The following is a 24,174-nucleotide window of genomic DNA, read 5'->3' as shown; positions in this document are numbered from 1 at the left end:
GGCTCAGTCCCGCTCGGCCGCGACCTCCAGCGTCCGCGTGAGCACCGCGCGGGTGTCAGCCGGGTCGATGACGTCGTCGATCTCGAACGCGGCGGCCGTGCTCAGTCCCTTGCCACGCTCGTAGGCCTGCGCCACGAGCTCCTGGTACCGCGCGTGCCGAGCCTCGGGGTCGGCGATGGCCTCCAGCTCCTTGCGGTACCCCAGGCGCACCCCGCCCTCCAGCCCCATGCCACCGAACTCGCCGGTCGGCCAGCTCACCGTGATGACCGGAGCCTTGAGGTCGCCGCCCGCCATCGCCATGGCTCCGAGTCCATACCCCTTGCGCAGCACCACGGTGCACAGTGGCGTGGTGAGCCGCGCGCCCGCGACGAACATCGCGCCGAACCTGCGGACCGTGGCCGTGCGCTCGGCGTCGGGCCCCACCATGAACCCCGGCGTGTCGCACAGGGACACCACCGGCAGGCCATGTGCCTGGCAGAGGGTGAGAAACCGGGCGGCCTTGTCGGCGGCGTCGCCATCGATGGCGCCGCCGAGGTGCCGGGGGTTGTTGGCGATGAGCCCGACCGGCCGTCCTTCGAGCCGGGCGAGCGCCGTGATGATGCCGACGCCGAATCCGGCCCGCAGCTCGAGCAGACTGCCGGTGTCGACCAGCGTCTCGATCACCGGCCGCACGTCGTAGGCCCGCAGGCGGTTCTCCGGGACGAGATGCCGCAGGAGCCGCTGGTCGGCGCACTCCCAGTCGGTCGTCGCGCCGGTGAAGTAGGACAGGTAGCGCCGGGTGGTCGCGACCGCCTCGGCGTCGTCGGCCACCAGCACGTCGACGACGCCGTTCGCCACCTGCACGGGCATCGGCCCGACGTCCTCCGGGGCGACCGTGCCGAGGCCTCCGCCCTCGATCATCGCGGGCCCGCCCATGCCGAGGCTGCTGCCCTCGGTGGCGATGATGACGTCGCACGAACCGGCGAGCGCGGCGTTGCCCGCGAAGCAGTAGCCGGACACCACCGCAACCATCGGAACCTTCCCGGCCAGCTCGGCGGCCAGCCGGAACGTGGGCACGTCGAGCTGCGCCACGGCGGAGGTGTCCGTGTCCCCCGGGCGTCCGCCGCCGCCCTCGGCGAAGATCACGAGCGGCAGCCGCCTGCGAGCGGCGAGCTCGAAGAGCCGGTCGGTCTTGCGGTGGTTCTGGATTCCTTGGGTCCCGGCGAGCACGGTGTAGTCGTACGACATCACCGCGCACGGGCTGCCACCGACGCGCGCGGTGCCGGTGACCAGGCCGTCGGCCGGCGTGCGGGCGATGAGGTCCTCCAGCGACCGGCGCTGTCGCTGCGCGGCGATGGCGAGTGCCCCGTACTCGGTGAACGTTCCGGGATCGCACAGGGCGGCGATGTTCTCGCGGGCGGTGCGCCTGCCCGCCTCGTGCCGCCGGGCCACGGCCTCGGGGCGCCCTTCGTCCAGGCCGATCCGGTGCCGCTCGAGCGCTTCGGCGAGATCCGGCCGGACGTGGTCGGGATCGTGTGTGACGACGTTCTCGGCAGTTTCGCCCGCCTCCGGGTCCTCCTCGAGAAACGCCACGGCGGCGTCGGCGCGCACCGTGTCGCCCGCCTTCACCGGGATCTCCCGCACCACTCCGGACACGGGCGCCGAGACGACGTGCTCCATCTTCATCGACTCGAGCACGAGCACCGGCGCGCCCGCCGCCACCACGTCACCGGGTTCGACGTCGATCTCCACCACCACCCCCTGCAGCGGACTCGGCACGGCGACCGTGCCGGGCGGCGCGGACATCTCGGTGTCCCCGGGCTCCTCGGCGACGGCGAACTCGTCCAGGTGCTCCTCGACGAAGGCGGTGTGCGTCCGGCCGTCGGCCAGCTCGGAGCGGGCGAGCACCGCCCGCAGCAGCGCGATGTTGGTCGCCACCCCGGCGACCGTGAACGCGGCAAGGGCGCGCTCGGCCCGGGCGAGGGCACGCCGTGGCTCGTCACCGGGATCGCTCACCACGACCTTGGCCAGCAGCGAGTCGTAGCGGGCGCCGACCTCGTATCCCGCGTAGCCGTGCGTGTCCACGCGGACGCCCCGGCCTGCCGGCGGCTGGAAGGTGGTGAGCACGCCGGCAGCAGGGTGGACCGTGCCGTCCGGGTGGAGGGTCTCGGTGTTGACGCGCGCCTGCACGGCCGTTCCGCGCGGGGACACCGGTGCGTCGAGGCCGAGCTCCGCCAGGGTCGCTCCGCCCGCGATCCGCAGGGCCACCTCGACGAGGTCGATGCCCGTCACCTCCTCGGTGACGGTGTGCTCTACCTGGATGCGCGGGTTCACCTCGAGGAACGCGATCTCCGTCCCGGCGACGAGGAACTCCACGGTCGCCAGTCCGCGCAACGCGATCGACTGTCCGAACGCGACCGACGCGGTGTGCAGGCGCTCCCGGACACCGGCGGCCAGCGCGGGTGCAGGGGCCATCTCCACGAGTTTCTGCCTGCGCCGCTGGACGCTGCAGTCGCGGTCGCCGAGGTGGGTCACGGCGCCCGTGCCGTCCCCCACCAGCTGGACCTCGATGTGCCGGGCGTGCGGCAGCAGCCGTTCGACGTAGAGCGCGCCGTCGCCGAAGGCGTTCTCCGCCTCGGAGCGGGCCCGCTCGAACGCGCCGGGCAGTTCCTCGGCCCGCAGCACCGGCCGCATGCCCCGCCCGCCACCGCCCGCGAGTGCCTTGACCATCACCGCACCTCCGGGACCGAGCGCGTCGAGAAACGCCCGCGCGGCCTCCAGGTCGGTCGGGCCGTCGGTGCCGTCCAGCACCGGAATGCCGAGCTCGCGCGCCCGGGCACGCGCGCGGGCCTTGTCGCCGAGCAGCTCGATCGTCTCGGGGTCCGGGCCGACGAAGGTGATCCCGGCCCGGGCGCACCGGGCAGCGAAGGCGGCGTTCTCGGACAGGAAGCCGTATCCCGGGTGCACGGCGTCGCATCCGGTGCGCTGCGCGGCCCGCACGAGCTGCTCGGCGTCGAGGTAGGCGGCCGGGCCGGAGCCGTCGAGCCGCAGGGCCTCGTCGGCCCGGTGGACGTGGGCGCAGTCCGCGTCGTCCCCGGGATGGACGGCGACGGTGGGGATGCCCAGGACCGCGGCCGAGTCGAGGATGCGGACGGCGATCTCGCCCCGGTTGGCGACGAGCAGCTTGCTGACGGGCACGCCGGTGGTTCCCTTCGATGTCTGAGTGCTGTCGCTTGGTCAACGAGGCCGGCGGAGCACGATGCCCGCGGCCTCCCGGTCCCACACGTCCGAGGTCACGCCCCGCTCGCGCAGCACGTGTTTGTGGATCTTCTGGGTGGGTGTCTTCGGCAGCTCGGACGCGAACTCGAGGTAGCGCGGCACCATGAAGTACGGCAGCCGGTCGATGAGAAACCGCGTCAGCTGCTCGGGGTCGACGGTCCGGCCCTCCCTCGGCACGACGACGGCCTTGATTTCGTCCTCGGTGAGCTCGGACGGCACGGCCACCACCGCGCTCTCGTACACCTCCGGGTACTCGTTGATGACCCGTTCCACCTCGAAGCTGGAGATGTTCTCGCCGCGCCGGCGCAGCGCATCCTTCATCCGGTCGGCGAAGAAGAACCGGCCGGCCCCGTCGCGCCGGAACGCGTCGCCGGTGTGCACCCAGCCGTCGCGCAGTGTCTCGGCGGTCTTCTCGGGCAGGTTGTGGTAGCCGGCCATCACGGTCTCGGGATACCGCGGGCGCACCCACAGCTCCCCCACCTGGCCGACGCCGACGTCGCGGCCGTCGTCGCCGACGAGCCGCAGGTCGTACTCGTCCCGCGGGAATCCGCACTCGCCGCCGACGATGGTCTCCGGCGGCCCGTTCAGCACGCAGCCGATCTCACTCATGCCATAGACGGCGGCGACGTCGATGCCGAACCGCTTGCGGAAGCCCTGCACGTCACTGGCCAGTGGCGCCATGATCGCCAGCTGCAGCGGGTTGTCGGCGTCGTCCGGGCGCGGAGCCTGCTGCTGGAGCAGCTCCGCCATCGCGCCCAGCATGACGGTGACCGTGACATCGTGCTCGCGCACCACGTTCCAGAACCGGCTCACCGAGAACGCGGGCTCGAGCACGCACGGCACCTGGTGGATCAGGGCCTGGTACACGCCGTACCACTGGCCGGCCAGGTGGAACAGCGGCAGGGTCACGAGGATGCGGTCGCCGGGGCGGGGCCGGTCCTGGTCCTCGCGGGAGGCGTAGGTGTAGGCGTGCGCGTGGGAGATGAGCACGCCCTTGGACCGGCCCGTGGTGCCGGAGGTGTACATGTAGGCGTGCAGCTCGCCCGGGCCGACCGGCACCGGCGAGCCCGGGGTCGTGGACTCCACCTCGCCGAACGGCACGACCCGAAACCGGTGGCGTGCCTCGTCGGCCGCCGCCGCATCGCCGCGCACGACGAGGGTCCGCAACGACGTGAGCTCGTCCGCGACGGCCAGGATCCGCTCGACGTAGCGGCCCTCCACCACGGCGACCGCGGCTCCGGAGTCGTTGAGCACGTGGGTGAGGAAGGCGCCGACGTAGGCGGTGTTCACCGGAACCTCGATCAGGCCGCTCAGCCCGATGCCGGACCAGGTGTGGACCGCGTCGAGCGAGTTGTCGAGCAGCAGCGCCACCGGGTCGCCTCGCCCGGCACCGAGAGCCCGCAGGCCCGCGCCCAGCCGCAGCGACCGGTCGTGACTTTCGGCGAAGGTCCAGCTGCCCGTACGGTCGCGCTGGGCGAGCTCGTCCGGCCGCTCCTGGAGCACCCGCTCGTAGGCGGCGGGCAACGTCCGCTGTGCGATGTCGGGTAGACCGGCCATGTCTCCTCCTCGAGACGCTCACCCGTTGGTGCTGCTACTTTACAGTGCTGTCAAGTAGCATGGGTGTCCGACAGCGGGAGGAACGATGAGCGGGATCGGCAGCCGGGCGCTGGATCTCGCCGACAAGCGCGAGCTCCTACTCGACGCGGCGGAGCGCGTGTTCTGCCGCCTGGGGTACGCGCGCACTACGATCGGCGCGCTCGCCACTGAAGCCGGCGTGACCCGGCCGACCGTGTACTCCTACTTCCCCTCGAAGGACGAGGTGTTCAACGCGCTCGTCGACCGGGTGCGCGGCGAGTTCCTCGCCCTGCAGGAGCGTGCCGACACCTCCTCTCCGCGCGAGACGATCCGCAGCACGCTGACCGCCTACCTCGACGCCTACGTCCGGCACGCCGGAATGCTCACCATCATCGCCCACCAGGCGTTGTCGGACCCGCGCATGCGCGCGCTGCGCGCGGAGATCCACGACCGCGCCACCCGCCGGCACGCCCGGTTCCTCCGGCGACTCGTCCAGCAGGGCCGGGCGCGGACACCGGTGGACCCCGAACTGGTGTCCGAGGCCATCAACGGTGTGGTGATGCGGTTCGCCGAGGAAGCCGCCGTCGAACCCGCCCGGCAACCGGAACTGACCGAGGCACTGATCGCGCTCTACCTGGAGCTGACCGGCCTGGAGTGACGGGCTGTCCGGGCGGGTGTGTCTGCCGCCTGTGTCGCCGTGTCTGCCACCTACGTCACCGTGTCTGCCGTCTGTGGCGTCGGCAGCCCGAGCAGGGACGACGGCGAACCCACCCACGAGATGTAGAGGTGCTCGCGGGCGCGGGACCCGGACACGTACAGGAGGCTGCGTTCCCGAGTCCACGCGGCCTCCCGTTCGTCGCCGTCGAGCTGACGGGCGTACGGCGGCGGTAGTTCCCGGCTGCCCGCTCCGACGACAGCGACCCCGCGATACTCGAGTCCCTTCGCCCGGTGCATGGTCATCACCCTGACCTCGTCGCCCAGCGCGTTCTCGTCGGTGCTCCGCTCAACCTTGGCCGTCGGAATTCCCGCGGCGACTAGCGCCTTCGCCATGTCGTCGACCTGATCGCGCATGCGGGCGACGACCGCCATCTGCGACCAGGCGACACCGAGCTCGGACCATTCGCGCAACTTGTCGGCGAGAGCAGCCTGCTCCTCACGCCCCGTCCGGAAGCCGCGCAGCTCCGGCTCCGGCCCGCTGAACGCCGAACGAGCCCCGGCCAGGGAATCGGTATCGCCTTCCAGATCGTCCACCGGGTGTCCGTAGGCGACGCGGAGGCACCAGTCCAGAACCTGCCGGGACGTCCGGTAATTGACTGTGAGTCTGCGCGAACGCCCCCGCGTTTCGATGCCGTACCGCGACAGCACGATCGGCTTGCCGTAGATCCGCTGATGCGCGTCACCGACGATGAACAGGTCGTCCTCTCCCGGAGGCACGAGTGCACGCACGAGGCGCCAGTGGGCCGGGTGCAGGTCCTGCGCTTCGTCGACGATCGCGTGCTTGTACGCGGGCAACGCGCTGGCACGGGTTCCGCTGTCCGTACTCGGACGATCGATCTCCACCGGGCTCAGCTGCGCGATCGTCGCCGCCCGGGCGGCCGCCTGGGTGTACGTCATCATGCCCTGGGCGTTCAGCCGCTGGGTGAATCGCTCGAACAGGTTCCACAGGTCGGCGCGCTGCGGCCGCGAGACCCGCCGCCCGCGGCCGCTTCTCGACGCGCGCAGATACTCCGCTCGTTCCTCGATGCCTTGGGCCAGCACGATCTGGTCCCACTCCGCCTGGAGGAACGCCACATCCCAGCGCTCGGCCGCATGCCCACGCACAGCCTCCCAGGTCTCCAGGATCGCATCGTCGGTGTCGCCGCACAGCTTAGGGCGCTGGCGACCCTCGTTGGCAGTGAACAGGATGCGCTGAGCCAGAGCGTCGATGTTGCGTACCTCGACGCGGTTCAGGATCTCCGGCCCGGCCAGTTCCTTGAGCTGCGACTCGATGTTCTGCGCCAGGTTCTTGGTGAACGTGGTGAACAGGACCTTGGCGTCGCTGCCCTCGCGGTCGAGCCGTTGTGCAAGGTGCCGGGCACGGTGAATGGCCGTGACGGTCTTGCCTGTCCCCGCGCCACCGGTGACGCGGAAGGGACCACGCCATCCATCGTGGTAGGCGAGCTTGCGCTGGAGCGGGTGCAGCCACACGCGCCACGCCTTGAAGTCGCCTTCGAGGACGGCGCTGAGTTCTTCCGCAGTGCGGCCGTCGGCGAAGGTCAGCCGGGACAGTGGGCGGTCGAGAGCAGCCAGCACATCCGACGTATCGATCTCGTGCCCGTCGTACTCGACGAGGTCGGCCCACACCTGCTCCGGGCTCCGACCGGCTGCCAGGTCCAGGACCGCGTTAGCCTGCCCTGCGGGGAGTTGTTCGGCCACGGTCAGCACCTGGTTCTCGTCGGTCAGCGTGACGAGGTGCGCGGCGACGTCCTCGGCGATGCCGAAACGGCGAAGATCCCGCGCACGCAACCCGTTGAGCACAGGCGTAGGCGTGCCCACCGCCACCGTGGAGGTCGCCCGCGAGACCGCCTCGTGGAGCGCGGCTTCGTCGACGACTTCCAGCGCGCCGGTTACCTCGTTGACGCCGAACCGCAGCTTGCCTGCGAATTCGTAGGCGTCGTCGTGGGGTTTCACGGCGAGGAGGACGTAGCCGCTCGACTTCGGCAGTTCGATGAGCACGGCGCGCCAGAAGTCGTTGACCCGCGCGGTCTTGATCCGGCTGTCCGGCACGCCTTCGGGTGTCTTGAGGTCGAGGCCGGGCATGTCCGGCCGTTCCTGGAGCTTGATGATGAAGTCCAGCACCCGGCTCTTGATCGAGCCATCCAGCTGCGAGTACGAGCGTCCGAAGAGGTCGGACGTCACCACGCGCGCACTCATCGAACCTCCACCCCGAAGACCGCGGCGATCGTCCGCACAGTTTCCTCCTCGTCCTCATGACCGGGGTGGATCACCAACGTCCAGCCATGACTTGCCAGCCAGGCGTCCCGTGCTTCGTTCTCCTCCACGTCGACAGCCAGGCGGCTGTCCGGCCAAGCGAACTCGACCGGCCACAGACCGTCCCCGACCTCACCACCGGGCTCGGGATCCGGGATGTCCAGCGCCGCGAGGCGCTTGCCGAGGCCGTGCAGGCGCTCGTCGGTACAGTCGAGGACGAGGTCCCACCGAGGATGCACCACGTCCACGACGGGCGCCGAGGCGGGAGTCAACATGGCGAGCGGGATCGCTCTTCCCTCGAACACGTCAAGCGAGCGCCGGGTCCAGCATTCGGCCATGCGGAGAGGCATCGCGTGGCCGTAACGAGGCAACGGCAGGAATTGCAGCAGGTTGGACCAGCGCAGCCATTCGCGCCAGCGCCGATCGTGGTTGGTGCCACCGACCTCACTGGGCCGGTCGTCGAGAACCGTGAGCACCCCCACGCTGTCCGGGCCGGCACCCGTGGTGCTGCCCACAACGGCGATCGGCAACCCGGACAGGCCCGCACAGCTCGCGACGACGACCGGTCCTCCCGTCGAGGTCGTGGGCTCCCCGCCCGCCCACGATCGCAGTAGCTTCGGTAGCCGCTCGGGCGAGCACTGGAGCGGGGCGGAGCTGAGGTGAGCACGGGCTCCCATCAAACCCAGCGCCGTTCGCACGGCCGTCTCCTCCCACACCAGCGCGCCGGGATCCTGCAGATACGCCAGCAAGCTCTCCATGGGGTTGCCCCACATAAGCGATGCCCGCGGGTCCCCCACGGCGACCCGAGCGGCGTTGCGCACCGTGGTGTCGACCAGTTCCTGCAGCTTGCTCTCGTAACCGTCGAGGACGCGCGAATAATCCTCGACGTCCTCCCAGGTCAGCGACCACACTCGGTAACCGGCGTCGCGTAGCGCGGCGCGCTTGTGTGCGTCGTCGGCGGTGCGGTCGGTCTCGGCCGAGGCGTGGTAAGTCTTGCCGTCGAGATACACGGCCACGGGCGCGTCCTGTGTGTCCTGGCGGGTGAGCAGGAAGTCCGGCTCGGTCGTGACCTCGCCGGCCTTCACAGGAACGAGCGGGCGGACGGTCCACCGGCGCGGCTCCCCGTCAGGGCCGATGAGGCGGACGTCGAGCTCTTCCCCCCGGCTGCCCATGGACCCGGACCACGACTGTTCGGTGTGGCTGTCGACTGCCCGCTTCAGCTGCTCGCGGAAGCGCAGCTCGAGCTCGGACAGCTGCACCGACGAGATGTCGATCGCGGTGACCGTCCCGATCTCCTGCACGTTCCAGTCGCCGAGCAGCTCCGAGACCACCTCGAGTGCCACACGACGGTGCGCGTTCTCCACCTCACCGGGGGGCAGGACTCCGAGCAGGCAGCGATGGCAGGCCACGCGTCCCTCGAACTGGCAGGGGCACGACGCCAGCGCGTCGTGCGCGTGTTGGAGGATGCGCCGCATGCGATCCGGGTCGCCGAAGCGGTCCAGGTACCCGGTGCCGCCGGGGACCGTGTCGTGCAGGACCAGAAACTGTCGCGTCCGCCCGTGCTCGTCCGGCATGCGTGCGGCGACCACGTCCAGGTGCTGGGGGTCGCCACCGAAGTCGCGGCGTAGTCCGAGCAGGATGGCAGCCTTCAGCGACGTCAGGCGTACTCCGATGCGGAACGTCGACATAGGCAGCAGCAACCGGACCGCCTGCGTCGTGATTTCGTGCGACAACAGGAGATCCTCCCACTGGACAGGCACACCACGACGTGTCGAGCACCAGCCACGATGGCGCACCTTGTCCTCGGAACCCTGCCGGACGACACCGCAGTACGCGCAGGTGGGGAATCGCGCGGCACCCGTTCGTTCCCCGGCCACCGCGGTGTCCGGCCCCGGCCGGTCGGACCGGCCGAGGTTCAGTGTGCGGATGGTGGCCTGCCGGACGTACTCGGCGCCGAAGACCTGACCGGCCAGTCGCCAGGCACTGGTCACGTGCTCGGGTTCGACATCCACTCCGGTGACGGTGACGAACCGGGTCCGGGTACGGTCCTCGCTTTCGTCTTCGATCAACGCCTCGTCCCGCCGGTGCACGGCGGAGACGCGGCGGAGTTCGAGGACCTTGTGTACCGCGCCCGCGTCGGCCACGGCCGTTCCGCGGCACCGCGGGCACTCTGCCGGGGCGGGTTCGACGGTCTCCGTACCCCAGCCACAGTCCGGGCAGAGCCGCGTGTGCCGCCAGTGTGGCTGGCCGACGGGACCGATCTCCACCGCGTCGATCTCGACCCGGTAGCCCTGAGCGTAGAAGACCGCGCCAGGGGCGAACTCGGTGAGCGCGGTCCTGCTACCCCGGCCGTAGGTGTGCTCGCTGGCTTGCAGGCCCCGGTCACCCTCGTCGTCGGTGGTCCACCAGAGGGAGACATCGAGCTCCGTCCGGTCGTCGCGAAGGTTGTAACTGGGCAGCAGGGACAGCTCGGCAAGCCCGGTCAACGCGTTGCGGTTCCAGGTTTCGTCGCGCATCGCCCGCAACGCCTTGGTCTCACCGGACCATCGGCGCCGGTTCTCGGTGTCCTCGTCCGAGAGGTGCCCCTGCTTGTCCAGCAGCGCGATGGCTTCGGTGAGCTCGCCGATGCGCCGATTCAGCTCGTGGCGCTGAGCGGACCATTCGTCGGCTACCCGTGCGACCGCGTTACGGAGCCCCTTCTCCGCGAACGCGTGCACGGCCTCTCGAGCCTGCTGGTCGACGTCGTCCTTTCCGTAGAGCTCCAGAAAGCCGGTGGCGAGCGTCTCGGCCTTGTCCGTCACGGTGTCGACGAACTGCCGCAGCCACGTTCCTTCGGCGAGACCGTCGACCAGCAACGGTCCGAGCAGTCTCGGCATCTCCCGTTTCATGTCCAGATCACCGGAGGCGACCCGGTCGAGGCAGTAGGCGAAGTACTGGCGGCACAGGAGCTCGGTCGCCGACAGATACGCCGCGGGCGGAGTCACCTCACCGTTGATGAGGTGCTTCGGCTCGGACAGGAAGTACAGGTCGCGGGGACTGCTCGGCACGGTCGCGAGCACGAGGGCGTTGCCGGTGGAACGGCCCGCGCGGCCGACACGCTGGAGGTAGTTGGCGGGACTCCGCGGCAGTGATGCCAGGCCGACGGTCGACAGATCCCCGATGTCGATGCCGAGCTCCAACGTCGGCGTGCAGGTGAGCACATTCGGATCGATCGGCGAGTGACCGCCCGCGAACGCTCGCTCGACGTGCTGGCGGGTGGCGTCGTCGAGGAGTGCCGTGTGTTCGTGGGTGACAAGGTGGCGCAGCCGTCCGGACCGGTACAGGTTCCGGTAGAAGTTGTCGGCCCGCATCGCGCGGGGTTCGAGGTGGCCGGTGCACCGCATGCGCGGGCATGGCGCGTTCCGCCACAGCTCCGCCCGGCCGGGTGGGACCGGCTGGATGTGGTGGCACTGAGGGCAGTGCAGCTGCGTGGTCTCGAGGTCCTCATCCGTCAGCGGGACGAGAAGGATCCGGGCCGGCTCCAGGCCGTACACGGAGGCGTCGGACTGGGAGGTGTACCGCGTCAGTGGTGCGGTCTCGCCCTCGGCCAGCAGGTCGACGACCGGCGCGAGGAGCGCACGCGCTTCGGAAGCGTCGATTCCGAGGCAACGCTGCGTCCAGTCGGTCAGCCAGGATTCGCCGCGGGGCCGCAGGTTGTCGAATTCGGACCTGCCGCCGAGGCTGTAGAAAATCGGTGCGGCGCGGCCTCGCGGGAACTTCTGCATTCCCGGAGGGCTGCCGCCCCAGATCGGGTACCGGTTTCCGTCCCGGTGGACGTACTTGCGCAACCACTGGTGGGCGATGCCGCCCCGCCGCCGGAGCCTGTCCAGCAAGCCGAGGATCCACACGCCGTAGAGGTCGTGGGGCGGCAGTTGCATGCCGCGCTCGGGAAGGTTTTCGTGCACGTTACGGGCGAGGTCGGCGTAGTGGTCGAGGTCGAGATCGAAGTCGACACCGAGCGCGCCGGTGAGCTCGAGGGTTCGTCCGAGTCGCGACCGCAGCCCGACTTCCAGGTGGGCTTGGAAGGTCAGGCGGGTGCCGAGCAGCTCGCGCCGCTTGCCTCCCGGATCGTGGTCGAGCCATTCCCCCGTCAGCCCGAGACGCCGCGCGAAGTCGGAGGGAGTGATGGCGTAGAGGTCGTCGGTGTCGCTTCCCGCGAGCGCGACGGTGGCCTCCTGGAGGCTTCGCGGCGTCTCGCCGACCGCGCGCAACAACGCGGAGCGCAGGTTGAACTGGAAGGCGCGGCCCTCGATGAACGCGGCACGGTGGGCAGCGTCCTGCACCGAGTCGGTGAAGACGAGCGTCTTCTTCTCGGCATTCCCGATGAGGTCGGAGCCGAAGAGTTGCGTCAGCGCGACGCTCACGAGAGTGGCCACCGAGGAGCCGAGGAACCGGATGGCATCGTCGGAGTCGCACGACGGGCATCGATCATCGCTCGCGGCGGCGTCCGGGGTCACGAGGACCGGCAGACCCTCCTCGCCGTCCCGGCAGAACGTGAGACTGAGCGGGTCGATGCGTCGGGCGCCCGGTTCGTCCTCGCGCGCGAGCAGCAGCGTCCGAAGCTTGGCGCGGTCCGTGACGCTCGCGCGCCACACCTTCTCCGGCGACCCTTCGAGCTCCTCGCCGAGTTCGGTGGCAGTGGTCTGCCATCCCGAACGTCCGCACACCCGGCAGTACGCGGCCGGGAGGAACCGGGTCTCGTCGTCGTGCGATCCGTCGTGCCACCACCGGAAGCGCGGCGTCGCCGAGACCGCGCGCAACATCCGGGTGAGCTCGCGCACCCACAGCTGCACCTCGACGTTGACGAGCGGCCGCGTACGCCCCGGCCCACCGTCCAGACGTGCCGCCGACAGCAACGCGAGGAAACGCAGCAACGCCTCTTCGACGGCGGTCGGATCGTGTTCCTTGGCCAACCCCCACTGCAGCACACCCGAGTTGGCGACGGCGTCGACCGCTTCCGGCAGGGTCAATGGTTCGTCGGAGAGCGCCTGGATGACGGCACGAGTGAGGAAACTCGTGCGGAGCCGGCGACCGAGCGCGAGCCGGTCGGGGATCGCGCCCCCGAGGAAGACGTGCGCCAGCCCTTGCCAGGAGTCGGGTCGCTCGGCGTGCGGCCGGGCGACGTGGTTGACCGTCACCACATCCGGGATGGGCGCCGCGAAATCAACGTCCGAGACGACGTCGGCGGCGTTGAGCCGGTCTTCGGTGATCACCGACTCCGGCGGGAACGGTGTGCCGAACACCGTCTCGGCGAACGCCCGTAGCTCCGCGGACTTGGAGCTGCCGCCGAGGGTGGCCGACGTGGCGACGGGCGTGATCCGCCCGAGTGGGCGGCCGGGCTCGGCGACCTTGAGCGTCGCGCCGAGCCGGCGGAGCAACATCGCGACGTCCGTCCCCTGCGCACCGTCGTAGGTGTGGAACTCGTCGAGCACGATGTAGCGGAGGCTCGTTCGGGTGTGCTCCCAGAGTGGCGCGTCGGCCCGCCGCAGGAGCAGCAAATCGAGCATCTTGTAGTTGGTGAGCAGGATGTCGGGTGGGTTGTCGCGGAGCACCTGCCGTGAGTCGACCAGGTGCTCGCGGGTCGGCTGGGTCTGCTTGCCCTCGCCGCCGATGTAGACACCGGCCGTGACGTCACGAAGTCTCGGGTCGTCGTGCACGAGTTCCGCGATGCGCCGGGCTTGGTCGGTGACCAGCGCGTTCATCGGGTACAGCACGATGGCCTTGATGCCGCGCTCGCCTCGCGCCCTGGCGCGCATGGCGTGGTCGAGTACGGGGTAGAGGAACGCTTCCGTCTTGCCGGACCCGGTGCCGGTCGTGACGACGGTGGGTTCGGCCGGGCTGTCCCGGGTGGAGAGCCGCTCGAACGCGCGCGCCTGATGCTGGTAGGGACGGAAGCCTTCGGGGAGCCACTCGAGCGGGGACGTCCAATGCCTGCTCACGGGGTGGAACGGCGTGCGCACGCGCAGGTAGGGACCGCGGAAGATGCCGCCGGCACGGTCCAGCAGGAACGACTCGAGGGCGGCTCGGGCGTCGTCGTCAGCCAGCGCGAAGGTGGTGGACAGATACTCGGTGACCGCGCGCTTGGTCTCCTCCGCCAACAGCGACGGGTACATCGGCACTTCCTTCCCCACCTGATCCATGGTGACTCACCGTCACCATCGTTGTCAGCCCGTGTGCTGTTATGGCCCGTTACCGAGTCTCCACCTTCCCGCGCGGGGAGGTCAGGAGGACACCAAGCAGCGGCGCCCGGGCCTGGCTATCGGCGCCTGCCCAGTCCTGGCAGGCCGCCGCCGACGGTACGGACCGATGTCGATTCCTCCCGGCGTTCGCGTTCCTGCCGTTCCAGGACGTCGCGTAGCCGTGCGCGGCGCTCGAACTCCGGGGCGAGGTGCGCCGTCACGGGCCGCGCGGTCTTGGGTTTCGGTGCCGCTCTCAGCCGCGCACGGGTGCGTTCGACGCGCGCGACGATGGCCGATTGCTGTTGCTTGTCGGACACCGTCGCTCGCGTGTCGGCCAGCAGAGGCCGCAGGTGTGCGTTCAGTTCTTCCTCGCGCTCCCGAAGCGCCGGCGTGACCGGAAGATCCGACCGCAAGCAACGGTTGCGTTCGGTCACCAGAGCTCGGACCTCCGACTCGACGGTCTTGAGTTTGGCCCCGATGGCGGCAGCGGCAGCTTGGCCGCCAGGGCCGAGTGGGATGCCGGCCATGCTGCCCCTGTCCCCTCTTCGTGGCCGGAAGCTCGCGCAACATCGCGTGTACCCGCGCCAGCAGTGCCGCCCGACCCTTTTTCGGCCGTAGCAGTCGTTCCATCTCGTAGATGACTTCGTGGATCCGGGCACGTAGGTGCGCCACGTTGGGTGTCCTGTTCCCGCTCGCCGCGCCGCTACTTTGCGTTCGAGCGCACTGATTCGCTGCTCGTACCGCGCTCGCACCGCATCGTGTTGTCTTCGGGGTTTCTTGCCGTGGCCCATGAGTGCTCCTGAGCAGTCAGTTGTCCCGGGGTGGTGCGGCGGCTCATTTCCACTCGGGTGAGTCGGGGCCTGGCCAGACCTCGATGAGGCGTTCCGCGAGCCACGCCGTGCGTTCGTCGATGGCGTGCTCGTCCCACGTATCGCGGTCGGCGAGCCGGGAGTTGAGGAGCAGGACGCTGTGCTGGTTCAGCGCGGCCCGCTTGGTGGGCCAGGGCGCGTTCGACATCGAGGAGTTGAGCGGGTGCGTCACCAGGGTGAGGTTGCCGAGGCGGTGCAGCCGCGCGTTCCGGGCTTCCTCCGCAGACTCGCCGTCCACACCTTCCGGTTGGGGCCAGTGCGTTGCCCACTCCTGTGGCAGCAGGTGTTCCAGGGACAGTTGCCGGTCCAGTGGCACGGGTTCCGTGCGCACGGCACGCAGGCTCTCCTCCACCGCGGCCAGCGCCATGACGATCCTGGGCTGCGACACGGTGCCGTAGACGTCCCGCGTCCGCAGGAACTCGCGGAACTCGTCGTCGTGCGGCCACCTGCTGACGGTCGCCGCGGACTCCGCGAGCCCGTCGCGCAGGGCTTCGTCGGCGTGCTCGAGGTCGGCCGTGATCTTGGCGATCAGGGTGGGAATGAGCCGGTTGTAGTTCTTGGCCGTCAAACGCATCAACGCCCGGCGCACCAGCCACGACTCGAGCATCCGCAGGGCACGCCGCCGGCGTTCCACGCTGACCTCCCGCGACCGGAACAGCAGCAGGACGACGGGAAGCACGGTGCTGGCGTCGAGCGGTGCCAGCCGGGCGAAGAACCGGCCCTCCGGGGACTCGCGTGGCAAGGTGTCGAACGAGCGCATGACCGCCGCGTCGGAGCACAGTTCGTGAATCAGCGCGCCGGCATCGGCACCCGCGGTCAGTACACGCTTGTTGAAGGTCGCGAACAGTTCCGTCGCCGGGATGACGCTGTGCAGCCGCATGGTCAGCCAGTGCATGAGGAACAGTTCGCCGATGGGCCGGTTGAGCCGGCCCTGCCGCCGTTTCTCGCGCCAGTAGGTGTCGTCGAGCTGCGGCCGCCACACGCGTTCGTAGAGTTCGTCCGTGTCGTGGCCCTGGGTGGTCGCCAGCCGGAACACCGCGTTCTTGACCAGGTCGAGCGACAGCAGCGGCGTGCCCCGCGCGTTGAGCGTCTCGAAGATCACCTGGGCGTTGTCGTCGGGTTCCAGGGTGATCGAGACGACCTTGAGCAGGTCGCACAACGTGATGCGGAGGCGCTCGGCGCGGTCGAGGATCGCGTCGTCGCCTGCGGCCTCTTCCTCGCTGCCACGGAGGTAGTCGCCGATCTGGGTGGTGAAGTACGCGAACGCCTCGTCGATGAGGTTGTTCGGGTCGTCCGGACGGTCCTGGGCTGGTCCGTCCGCTGACATGACGGCGATGAACGCGTCCCGGTTGGCGTTGGTGGGCCACACCTTCAACAGGTCGACGCCCTTGGCCTTGCGTGGGTTGTTGCCCACGAGCTCACGCACGATCGCGGCGTCGTTGTCGGCGCCCACCTCGGCCATGGCCTTGGCCGCGGCGGCGACGAGCAGTTGGAGCGTGGTCAGGCGCTGCTGACCGTCGATGACCGTGAACCGGGGAATCTGGCCGGGAGCGGTCTGTTCCTGATCGAGCACGATGGCGCCGAGGAAGTGCGACCACTGCGCATGGTCGCCGGTGTCTTCGTGGTGGTTGAGCAGGGCCGTGATGTCCTGCCACAGCGGCGCCCACTGTTCCTCCTCGTTCCAGACGTACGGGCGCTGGTACAGGGGAACGATGTAGCGGACGTCGCGTTCGAACAGTTCCTGGACGGTGTGGGTGGCGGGTTTCATCAACGCTCCCGCTGGGCGAGTCGTGCGGTGAAGTCGGCGTAGGCGGCGCGCATTTCCTTCTCTCGGTCCACGGGTGTGATGGGGAGTTCGTAGCGGTCGAGGAGGTCGCCGCAGTCCTCCCCGTTGAGGTAGGCCTGGAGCAGCTTGAAATCCTCGGGCTGCTGCTTCACGCCATGAGCGTGGTGGTCCTTGGCGATCTTGCGGCCGAGGTTGTCGAACCACATGTTGTACTCGTACTTGCGCAGTACGGCGAACTGCCCGCGGTACATCAGGCAGAGCTGGTCGGCGGTCAGGCCGAGCATGATCGCGACCAGCGCGTCGATCTCCACCAGCGCCGCGCGCCGCTCGAACTCCGACCGCAACGGGGTCTCCATCGTCCACTCGCGCTTCGCGACTCCGAGCTTCGGCCAATCGGCGAACGGCTCCGTCCACGAGTCCTCGGCGAAGCCGCGCTCGTACAACTCTTCCCACAGCGGCGCGTAGTCGCGGGTGAGGCAGTTCAGGCGAAGCGTGCGGAGGAGAAGGTAGGGGGCGGCGGGGTGGTCGAGGGGCGCGGGGAAGCGCTCGACAAGTTCGGCTTGTATGTGCGACTGGCCGCTTACTTTGGCTAGGTAATCAAATGGTATAGAAGCCCAGAAGCCAGCCGCAGCGACCGTCGATGCAAGCTCGGGAAATGCAAGTGAATGGATAGTGTTGATGTGGGCTGGCCCCGGCGGGATAAGCGAGGAGATCAACGACCGTTGGGAACTTGGCTGGGTCATGTTACGCCAGACAAGGCGGTAGTACTCCGTGTACGGGCGGCCGTTCCACTGGGTGAGGCCCGCGTCGTAGCGCTCGCGATCGCAGGCGCGCTGATAGTTGGTACGGGGAATCACCCGCTCCGGCAACTCTTCAAGATCCCAGTCGGAGTAGTCCTTGTTGCTCTTACAGTTCTCGTTCGGCTCCTTGGCGAACGGTGTGGCCACAGAGAACTGAGGACCTTGCAGAATGACCTCGTCCCATTCGGACGCATACTCGGTGCGCCACTCTATATAGTTGTCCCCCTTCGCTCCCTTCTCGTGCCAGCCGCTCGTCCACTCGTAGTCGAAGTCAGCCATGCGGACTCGCTGCTCGGAGACAGCGGCCAACGCATCAAGCTGCTCACTCGTACCCGGTCGCAGCAGGCGGGCTTGTGCGGCAGGCGTTCCGGGTCCGTCGAAGAGCGCGGCCCATTGGGCGAGGGTCCGTTCGGTGATCTCCACTACCCGGGAGGCATGGGGGCGCAGATCCCAGCCGCCAGCCGGGTACTGGATACCCGGTACATCACCCGAGCCACCGTGCTCCAGAGAACCTTCGAGTGTGGAGGGTGTCAGCAGATTCGCGATCTGCAAGAATCGAACCGTACTCGCGGTACCGTAGACATGGACGCCGTACACCGTGTGGTTGTCGACATCTTCGAATAGCTTTAACTCGTTGATGAACTGCCAGTAACGCCTGAGTCGCTTATACGCCTCAGCACGGAGCATTCCCGCATTCGGGTCGGTGAAATGACTTTCCGGGTGCAGCAGGCCGACAATGCCCGTCGCTCGCATCGACCGCCACGTGCGGTCCATGAAGCTCGTGTAGAGGTTGGTCTGGACTCCCACCAAGACCGGATGCTCGACCGGTGAGCCGAGATGCTCGTTCAACCCAGACCAGGAGGCGAGTTCTCCGAGGTACTGCCGCTCGGCCCCGGGATCGGTCAGCACCTCCCCACGACGCTTCCGGAACGTCGCATCAGGGATCTTGTCCTGCAATACGAAGAACGGCTCGAATTCCGCCAGCGTCTCGTCGTCCTTCCAGGTCGGCCGAACCCACGGCGGGTTACCGAGTTGCAGGTCGAACCCGCCCCGGCTGAACACCTGGGCGAAGTCGAGTTCCCAGTGGAAGAACGCCTCCTGCTTCGCGATCTCCCGGACGAGGCCGAGCCAGCGGTGTTCCAGCAGCAGTTCTGCCACGTCCCGCATGCCGTGGTAGGTCTTCTCCATGTCGTCGAGGCCGGCGAGTTCGTGGAAGCTGTCCACGCTCTCCACCAGCTCCACCTGCCCCTTCGGCGCTACCTTGCCGGCCACGCCGAGCAGGCCCTCCATCGTGGTGATCCACTCACCGAGGTCGGGCGGCTCGACGTCGGTCGTCACGGGCCAGAAAAACAGGGCACACCAGGCGTCCATCACCAGGCGCAATCGCTGGTACGGGCCGTCGGGGTCCTGGAGCTTGCTCTCCACCTCCTCGCGCGGCACTCCCGTGACCTCCTGCGGCAGCTCCGCGCCCCACACATCGATGCTGCGCGCCACCTCGCGTTCGCTGATCTCCAGCCGCCGCTGGGTCAGCTCCCACAGCCGTTCCACGCGCCGCGCGAGCCCGCGCAGGCGGTCGGCTTCCTGCTTGTTCGGCTTGCGGGTGACGGCCTTGTACCAGTCCTTGAGCCACGCCACCTTCTCGGGCGCGAGTTCCTTGGCCTGCTTGGCATCCTTCACCGCACCCCACCCGGCGGCGGGCAGTAGGAAGTGGTGGATCTCGCCGTCCGCGATCGGCCCCTCGGTCAAGGGCCGGTCGGTCGGCACGGTCTTGAGCCAGCTCTGCTTCGCCCGTCCCAGCGCGGTCAGGTCATAGGTAGCGCGACGTGCGCCGATCAGCGAGTTGCCGCGCTTGAGGTGCAGGCCGAACCACGGGGCCTTCAACCCCTGATGCATCACGTTGAGCCACAGCGACACCTCCGCCAGCTCGCGGGCGGTGTCGTTGAGGTCCACGCCGTAGCAGCGGTGCAGCGCCAGGTACGCCTTCACTCTCTGCAGTTCGTCGCGATAGGACTCGGGGTCGATGGTCCGGTCCAGTTCGCGCTGGCGGCGCTTCAGGTACTCGTCGGCGAGCTGGTTGATCGCCTCGTTGAGGAACGCGCCGCTGCCCATCGCCGGCTCGCAGACCCGGTACTCCAGGATCTCGGCGGCGGGCGTGTCCTCGCCGATCAGCTCGGCCAGCGAGTGCTTCACCACCGTCCGGGTCAGGACCTCCGGCGTGTAGTACGAGGCGCTGCGCTGGCGGTCGCGCCCGGACAGGCGGTAGACGAACGTGCCCTTCGGATGGACGACGAAGCTCTTCTCGCCCGTCAGGGGGTCCTCACGCCGGACCACGTGCTTCTCGTCGTAGTCCGCGAGCTTCTCCCGCGGCACCAGCCACGTCCCCTTGGCCGGGTCGCCGTCCTTGGCCAGCTCCACCAGCTCCCGCTCGGCGATGAACCCGCTGTAGGCCATCAGCCCCTCATACACGGCACCGAGCTGGTTGATGCCCAGCTGCGCGTACGACACGTAGCCGGCCTGGCCGCCCTTTCGCTTCGACGGCTTCGACAACAGCAGCAACGCCAGCACCCGCTGCAGAACCGCGTTGCTGAGGTCGACGTTGTCGATGTGGTAGGCATGCTGCCGATCGAACAGGTCGGCGCGCAGCGGTTCGAACACCAGCCCGTCGCTGCCGGTCTCGCCCTCGTGGTGGCCGGTGTTGACCAGGTTGAACAACAGGCGCAGCGAGTCGTGCAGGTGATGGCCCTCGCGCGACGTGCCGGTGAGCGGACGCAGGATCAGCTCGCGAAGCCGGTCGAGGCCGTAACCGACGTCGTAGTCCGGGTCACCAGCCGGAAGGATGCCCAGTTCGGGCCGCGCCTCGGCATACAGCAGGAAGAGGATGCGGTACAGGAACCGCAGCGACTGCGTGGTGAGTTCGCGCGGAAGCTCGGGGATGCCGTCGACCGGCTCGCCCTTCGCGCGCCGTTGCCGGATCACCTCGTTGGCGATCAACTCCACCGACTCGCGCAGACCTTCGCGCAGGTCCTCACTGACACCCACCGCGTGCTTGATGGAATCGTCGGAGAACTCGCCGAGCAGGCTGTGCCCGTCCTCCTGCGGCAACAGCACGTCCGCGGACAGCAGGCCCGCGATCCACGCCAGCTCGCCCGTCGCCTTGTCGTCCTTACGCGACAGTGCGGTGTCCATATCGAACGCCAGGTACCGCCCCTCGGCCCACCGCTCCACATCGGACAACAGTGCCCAGCCGCCCGCGAGCACCAGGATGAACCGCGGCGCGTGCTCGGTGAGGAAGACCTGCTGCACGGCCTTCGTGACCGAGTCGATCTCATCGAGTTTGGACGCCTCGGTGCTGCCCGTCCGTACCGTCACCGGCTCGAGCAGTCTCCCCCGCCGGTCCGTGCGATCGTCCTCGCTGTCGTCGCTGTCCTTGGCCGTGCCGCCGAAAAGGTCGTCCACGTCGCCGACCGGTGCAGCCTGGAGCACATGCAGGGCCTCGCCCGAGGGCGACTGGGCTCGAGCGAGCAACGGAACCCGAACCGGTGTTTCCGACTGTTCGGTTTCCAGCACGGTGGGTGCGGGTTCGAACCCGAGCGCGTTCAGCAGCAGGCTGTGGAGTTCGGTGACCGCGTCGGTGTATCCGTCCTCGCCCGGTTTGGGCAGGCCTGCTTTGGCTGCCAGGAACCGCCCGCTGGTGCCCGCCAGTCCTTTGAGCGGGGTGTGCTTGCCCTGCGTCGCGCGTTCCCGCCAGTCCTTGGTCAGCGTCTTCAGCTTGCCGGGGAATGCCTCGGACAGCCAATGCGGGGAGAGGAAGTCGCCGACGTTGCGGATGGTGTCGTACATCTGGGTTCTGAAGCCTTTCACGCCGGCTGGTTGCTGGGCACGATGAGACCCACGACCCGAACGAAGGGTTCGCCCGCGGCCGCCAGCGAATCGATCAATGCGGACACCTCGCCACTCGTGTCGAGCACGTCCTGCCGCTTGTTCCTGCCTTGTCCACCGCTCTGCTCGACGACGAACAGAGCCTGTTGCTCCCAGCGGGACAATCGCCGGCGGTGCTCGTCGAGCCGTTCCAGCAATGCGCCTTCCATCTCGGTCCGATGCCGGCGCAGGTCCTCGGTCGCGGCGGCCACCGCCGCCGGAACCAGCGGCTGGAGCCGGTCGACCCAGCCCTCCACACCACCGGGGTTGCGTGCCTGTTCCTTCAGGCCGGCCCGCTCCAGAGCTTCGCGGAGGTCGCCCACCTCGGGGTCGTCCGGCAAGCCGGTCACCGCGCCCCAGCGGGTGAGCACCGGCTGGCCCAGCGCGTTCGCCCACGTCGCTTGGGTCAAGAACACCGGCTCGGCCACCGGTGCCGCCATCACGGGTGCCTGGTTCCGGCCGAACCGGGCCAGCGCACGGCTGGTGGCCCATTCCAGCACCGGGTGGTTCGGCGCGAGGTAGCCGACGTCGGGCCACAGGGAGTCGCCGTCGGCGCGGGCCTTGGCGAGGCGTCGTTCCGCGTATCGCGGCTGCGCCGACAGCCGGATGCGGGTGGCGACCTCCCGTTCCCTCAGGTAGCTCTCCGGCAGGTCACGCAGCCGCTCGGCCAGGTCCTTCGGGGTGTCGAACGCGAGGAGGTCCGTCTCCTCCTCACGGTACAGATTGAAGGTGCTGTCGTCGTCGGCGATCTCGGCCAACGCCTCGGCGAGGAAGTTGTCGTCGTCGTCGAACAACGTCCGCCGCGGCGCGGTGGGCACGGGTGGCGCGTCGGCGTGCTCGCCTCCCGTAGCGATCAACGCCGCGAACGGGTTCAGTTCATCGGGCTCGGGTTCGGGCACCTTCACGTCGAGGTCGGCATCGTCGCGCAGGAAGCCCATCACCGTCTCCTCCTCGATGTCCGCGTCACGCACATCGAGCAGCGCTCCCGCGTCACCGAGTGCTTGATTCGCGGCGTGCTCCTTCTCCAAAAGCTTGGTGACGACGCGGAGATCACTGACGGTGTCCGGGTCCTCGGAGGTCAGGGCCAGCGCGGTGATCTGCGGCTCATGCTCCTGCAGGTAGCGGTCGATGCGGCCGTTGCGCTGCTGGATCCGGATGAAGCTCCACGGCAGGTCGTAGTGCACGAGCTGGTGGCATTGCCGGTGCAGGTTGAGTCCCTCCGAGGCCATGTCGCTGGCCAGCAGCACCCGCAGGGAACTCGATTCCAGGGCGAAGTCCTCCACCACCTGCTGGACCTCGTTGTCCGGGCGCTGCGCGTGCAGCAGCTCGATCGCGTGCGCCGGTAGCTTGAGCCGTCCCCTCAGCTCGTCGCTCAGCCAGCGCAGGGTGTCGATGCGTTCGGAGAAGACGACCACGCGGGTGTCGCTGTCCTTGCTCACGCCGATGTCGGACAGGTGCCGCACCAGTGCGTCCAGCTTCGCCGGGCCGCGGGCATAGGCCGCCGCGGCCAACTCGTCGAGCCGCTGGAGTGCGGTGACCTCCGCTTCGCCGTCTCCCCGGCCGGCCAGGGTGGTCAACCGGCGCCGAATGCTGGTCCGCAAGGCGCTGGGCGAGGACAGGAACGCCTTGAACAGCGTCCACGGGAACAGCCCCCGACCCTGGCCGGTCACCGGTGGACGCCCCGACTCCGGGCGCAGCCAGGTGTCGGTCAGCTCCTCGAGCACCGCGTGTTCCTCCGCGGTCGGCGTCACCGGCACCACGCGCGGCTTCCGCCGCTGCGCCCACCGGTGGCCGACCTCGAGCTTCACGTCCGGCGAGTTGCGGTGCCTGCGCACGTAGAGGTGCTCGATGTCGCTCGCCCGGTAGTCCTTCGGGTCGGCGATGGCCGTGGGATCGAGCAGCTTGATCAGCTCGGCGAACGATTCCGGTTCGCCGTTGTGCGGCGTCGCGCTGGCCAGGATCAGGGCATCGGTCTGCTGCGCCAGCAGGCGGGCCAGCTTGTTGTTCTGAGTGCCCTTGTTGATCAGGTTGTGGCACTCGTCGATCACGACGACGTCCCAGCGGTGACCGGACAGATGGTGGCGGTACCGAGCCGGATTCTTGAGGGTGTCGATGGACACGATCACCCGTTTGTAGTAGCTGAACGGGTTGCGCGTCGCGGGCAGCGTTTGCCGGACCTTCTGGATGCCGTCGGAGTCGAGCCGGACCAGCGGGATGGCGTACCGCGTCCACATCTCGTGCTGGAACTGTTCCAGCACCGCGCGGGGCGTGACCACCAGGATGCGCTCGCCCCGACCACGCTCGATCAGCTCCGTGAGCGTGATGCCGATCTCCAGCGTCTTGCCGAGCCCGACCGCGTCCCCGATGAGGATGCGGGGCCGCAGGTTGGACAGCGCCTGGTGCGCCGGGCGCAGCTGGTAGTCCATCCGGTCGGCCAGGCCGAGGTGTCCGGACACGATGTTCGTGTCGGTCACCGGCGTGGGGCTCTGGCGTAGCAGCGACTCCAGCCACAGCCGCGAGCTCCGGAAGCCCGGACTGGCATCCGGCACGAGCTCGGTGGCGCGAGGATCGAGCACCTCGATGTCCCGGTCGAGCGAGGTGTAGAAGACGGCATCCTGGTCCCGCACCAGCTCGGAAGCGCCACTCGCCTCGATCCGTAAGTCGCCGTGCCGGGTGCGGCGCACCGAGCGGACCAGCCACTCCTCGTCCCGCACGACGATCTGCGAACCCACGGCGATATCCGGCGTCACTGTCTCCCCTGCCACTCTGGCGAGCGTATC

At 69.0% G+C, this 24,174-nt stretch carries 9 protein-coding genes; 1 reads left to right on the top strand and 8 read right to left on the bottom strand.

Annotated elements, in window-relative coordinates; translation table 11 throughout:
* Positions 1-3 precede the first annotated feature (3 nt).
* A complete protein-coding gene (locus ACFSZT_RS14925) occupies positions 4-3,177 on the bottom strand; it encodes an acetyl-CoA carboxylase family protein (RefSeq protein ID WP_377478271.1) in 3,174 nt (1,057 codons plus the stop codon).
* 39 nt (positions 3,178-3,216) lie between these two features.
* Complete coding sequence (locus tag ACFSZT_RS14920; RefSeq protein WP_377391845.1) at positions 3,217-4,815, bottom strand: AMP-binding protein; 1,599 nt, start codon at positions 4,813-4,815, stop codon at positions 3,217-3,219.
* A gap of 85 nt (positions 4,816-4,900) precedes the next feature.
* On the opposite strand from ACFSZT_RS14920, the gene ACFSZT_RS14915 reads away from it, so the two are divergent.
* On the top strand, positions 4,901-5,491 hold the full coding sequence (locus ACFSZT_RS14915) for a TetR/AcrR family transcriptional regulator (RefSeq protein ID WP_377391848.1): 591 nt from the start codon (positions 4,901-4,903) through the stop codon (positions 5,489-5,491).
* Positions 5,492-5,541: 50 nt separating this feature from the next.
* On the opposite strand, the gene ACFSZT_RS14910 is transcribed toward ACFSZT_RS14915, so the two are convergent.
* The 6 genes from ACFSZT_RS14910 to ACFSZT_RS14885 form a co-directional block, all read right to left on the bottom strand.
* A complete protein-coding gene (locus ACFSZT_RS14910) occupies positions 5,542-7,746 on the bottom strand; it encodes a UvrD-helicase domain-containing protein (protein ID WP_377391851.1) in 2,205 nt (734 codons plus the stop codon).
* The gene (locus ACFSZT_RS14905; RefSeq protein WP_377391854.1) at positions 7,743-13,982 is read right to left on the bottom strand and encodes a DEAD/DEAH box helicase; all 6,240 of its coding nucleotides are present in this window, start codon (positions 13,980-13,982) and stop codon (positions 7,743-7,745) included. The genes ACFSZT_RS14910 and ACFSZT_RS14905 overlap by 4 nt, the downstream gene beginning before the upstream one ends.
* A gap of 116 nt (positions 13,983-14,098) precedes the next feature.
* Positions 14,099-14,548 carry a hypothetical protein gene (locus ACFSZT_RS14900; protein ID WP_377391857.1) on the bottom strand — a complete coding sequence of 150 codons (450 nt, stop codon included), beginning with the start codon at positions 14,546-14,548 and terminating at the stop codon, positions 14,099-14,101.
* 307 nt (positions 14,549-14,855) lie between these two features.
* Positions 14,856-16,658 carry a DUF262 domain-containing protein gene (locus ACFSZT_RS14895; protein ID WP_377391860.1) on the bottom strand — a complete coding sequence of 601 codons (1,803 nt, stop codon included), beginning with the start codon at positions 16,656-16,658 and terminating at the stop codon, positions 14,856-14,858.
* Positions 16,658-21,337 carry an Eco57I restriction-modification methylase domain-containing protein gene (locus tag ACFSZT_RS14890; protein ID WP_377391863.1) on the bottom strand — a complete coding sequence of 1,560 codons (4,680 nt, stop codon included), beginning with the start codon at positions 21,335-21,337 and terminating at the stop codon, positions 16,658-16,660. The genes ACFSZT_RS14895 and ACFSZT_RS14890 overlap by 1 nt, the downstream gene beginning before the upstream one ends.
* A complete protein-coding gene (locus ACFSZT_RS14885; protein ID WP_377391866.1) occupies positions 21,334-24,159 on the bottom strand; it encodes a helicase-related protein in 2,826 nt (941 codons plus the stop codon). Before ACFSZT_RS14885 ends, ACFSZT_RS14890 begins: the two co-directional genes overlap by 4 nt.
* Positions 24,160-24,174 lie beyond the last annotated feature (15 nt).

The organism is Prauserella oleivorans (assembly GCF_042685745.1).
GTDB lineage: Bacteria > Actinomycetota > Actinomycetes > Mycobacteriales > Pseudonocardiaceae > Prauserella_A > Prauserella_A oleivorans.
This window is presented reverse-complemented; position numbering and strand designations above follow the sequence as displayed.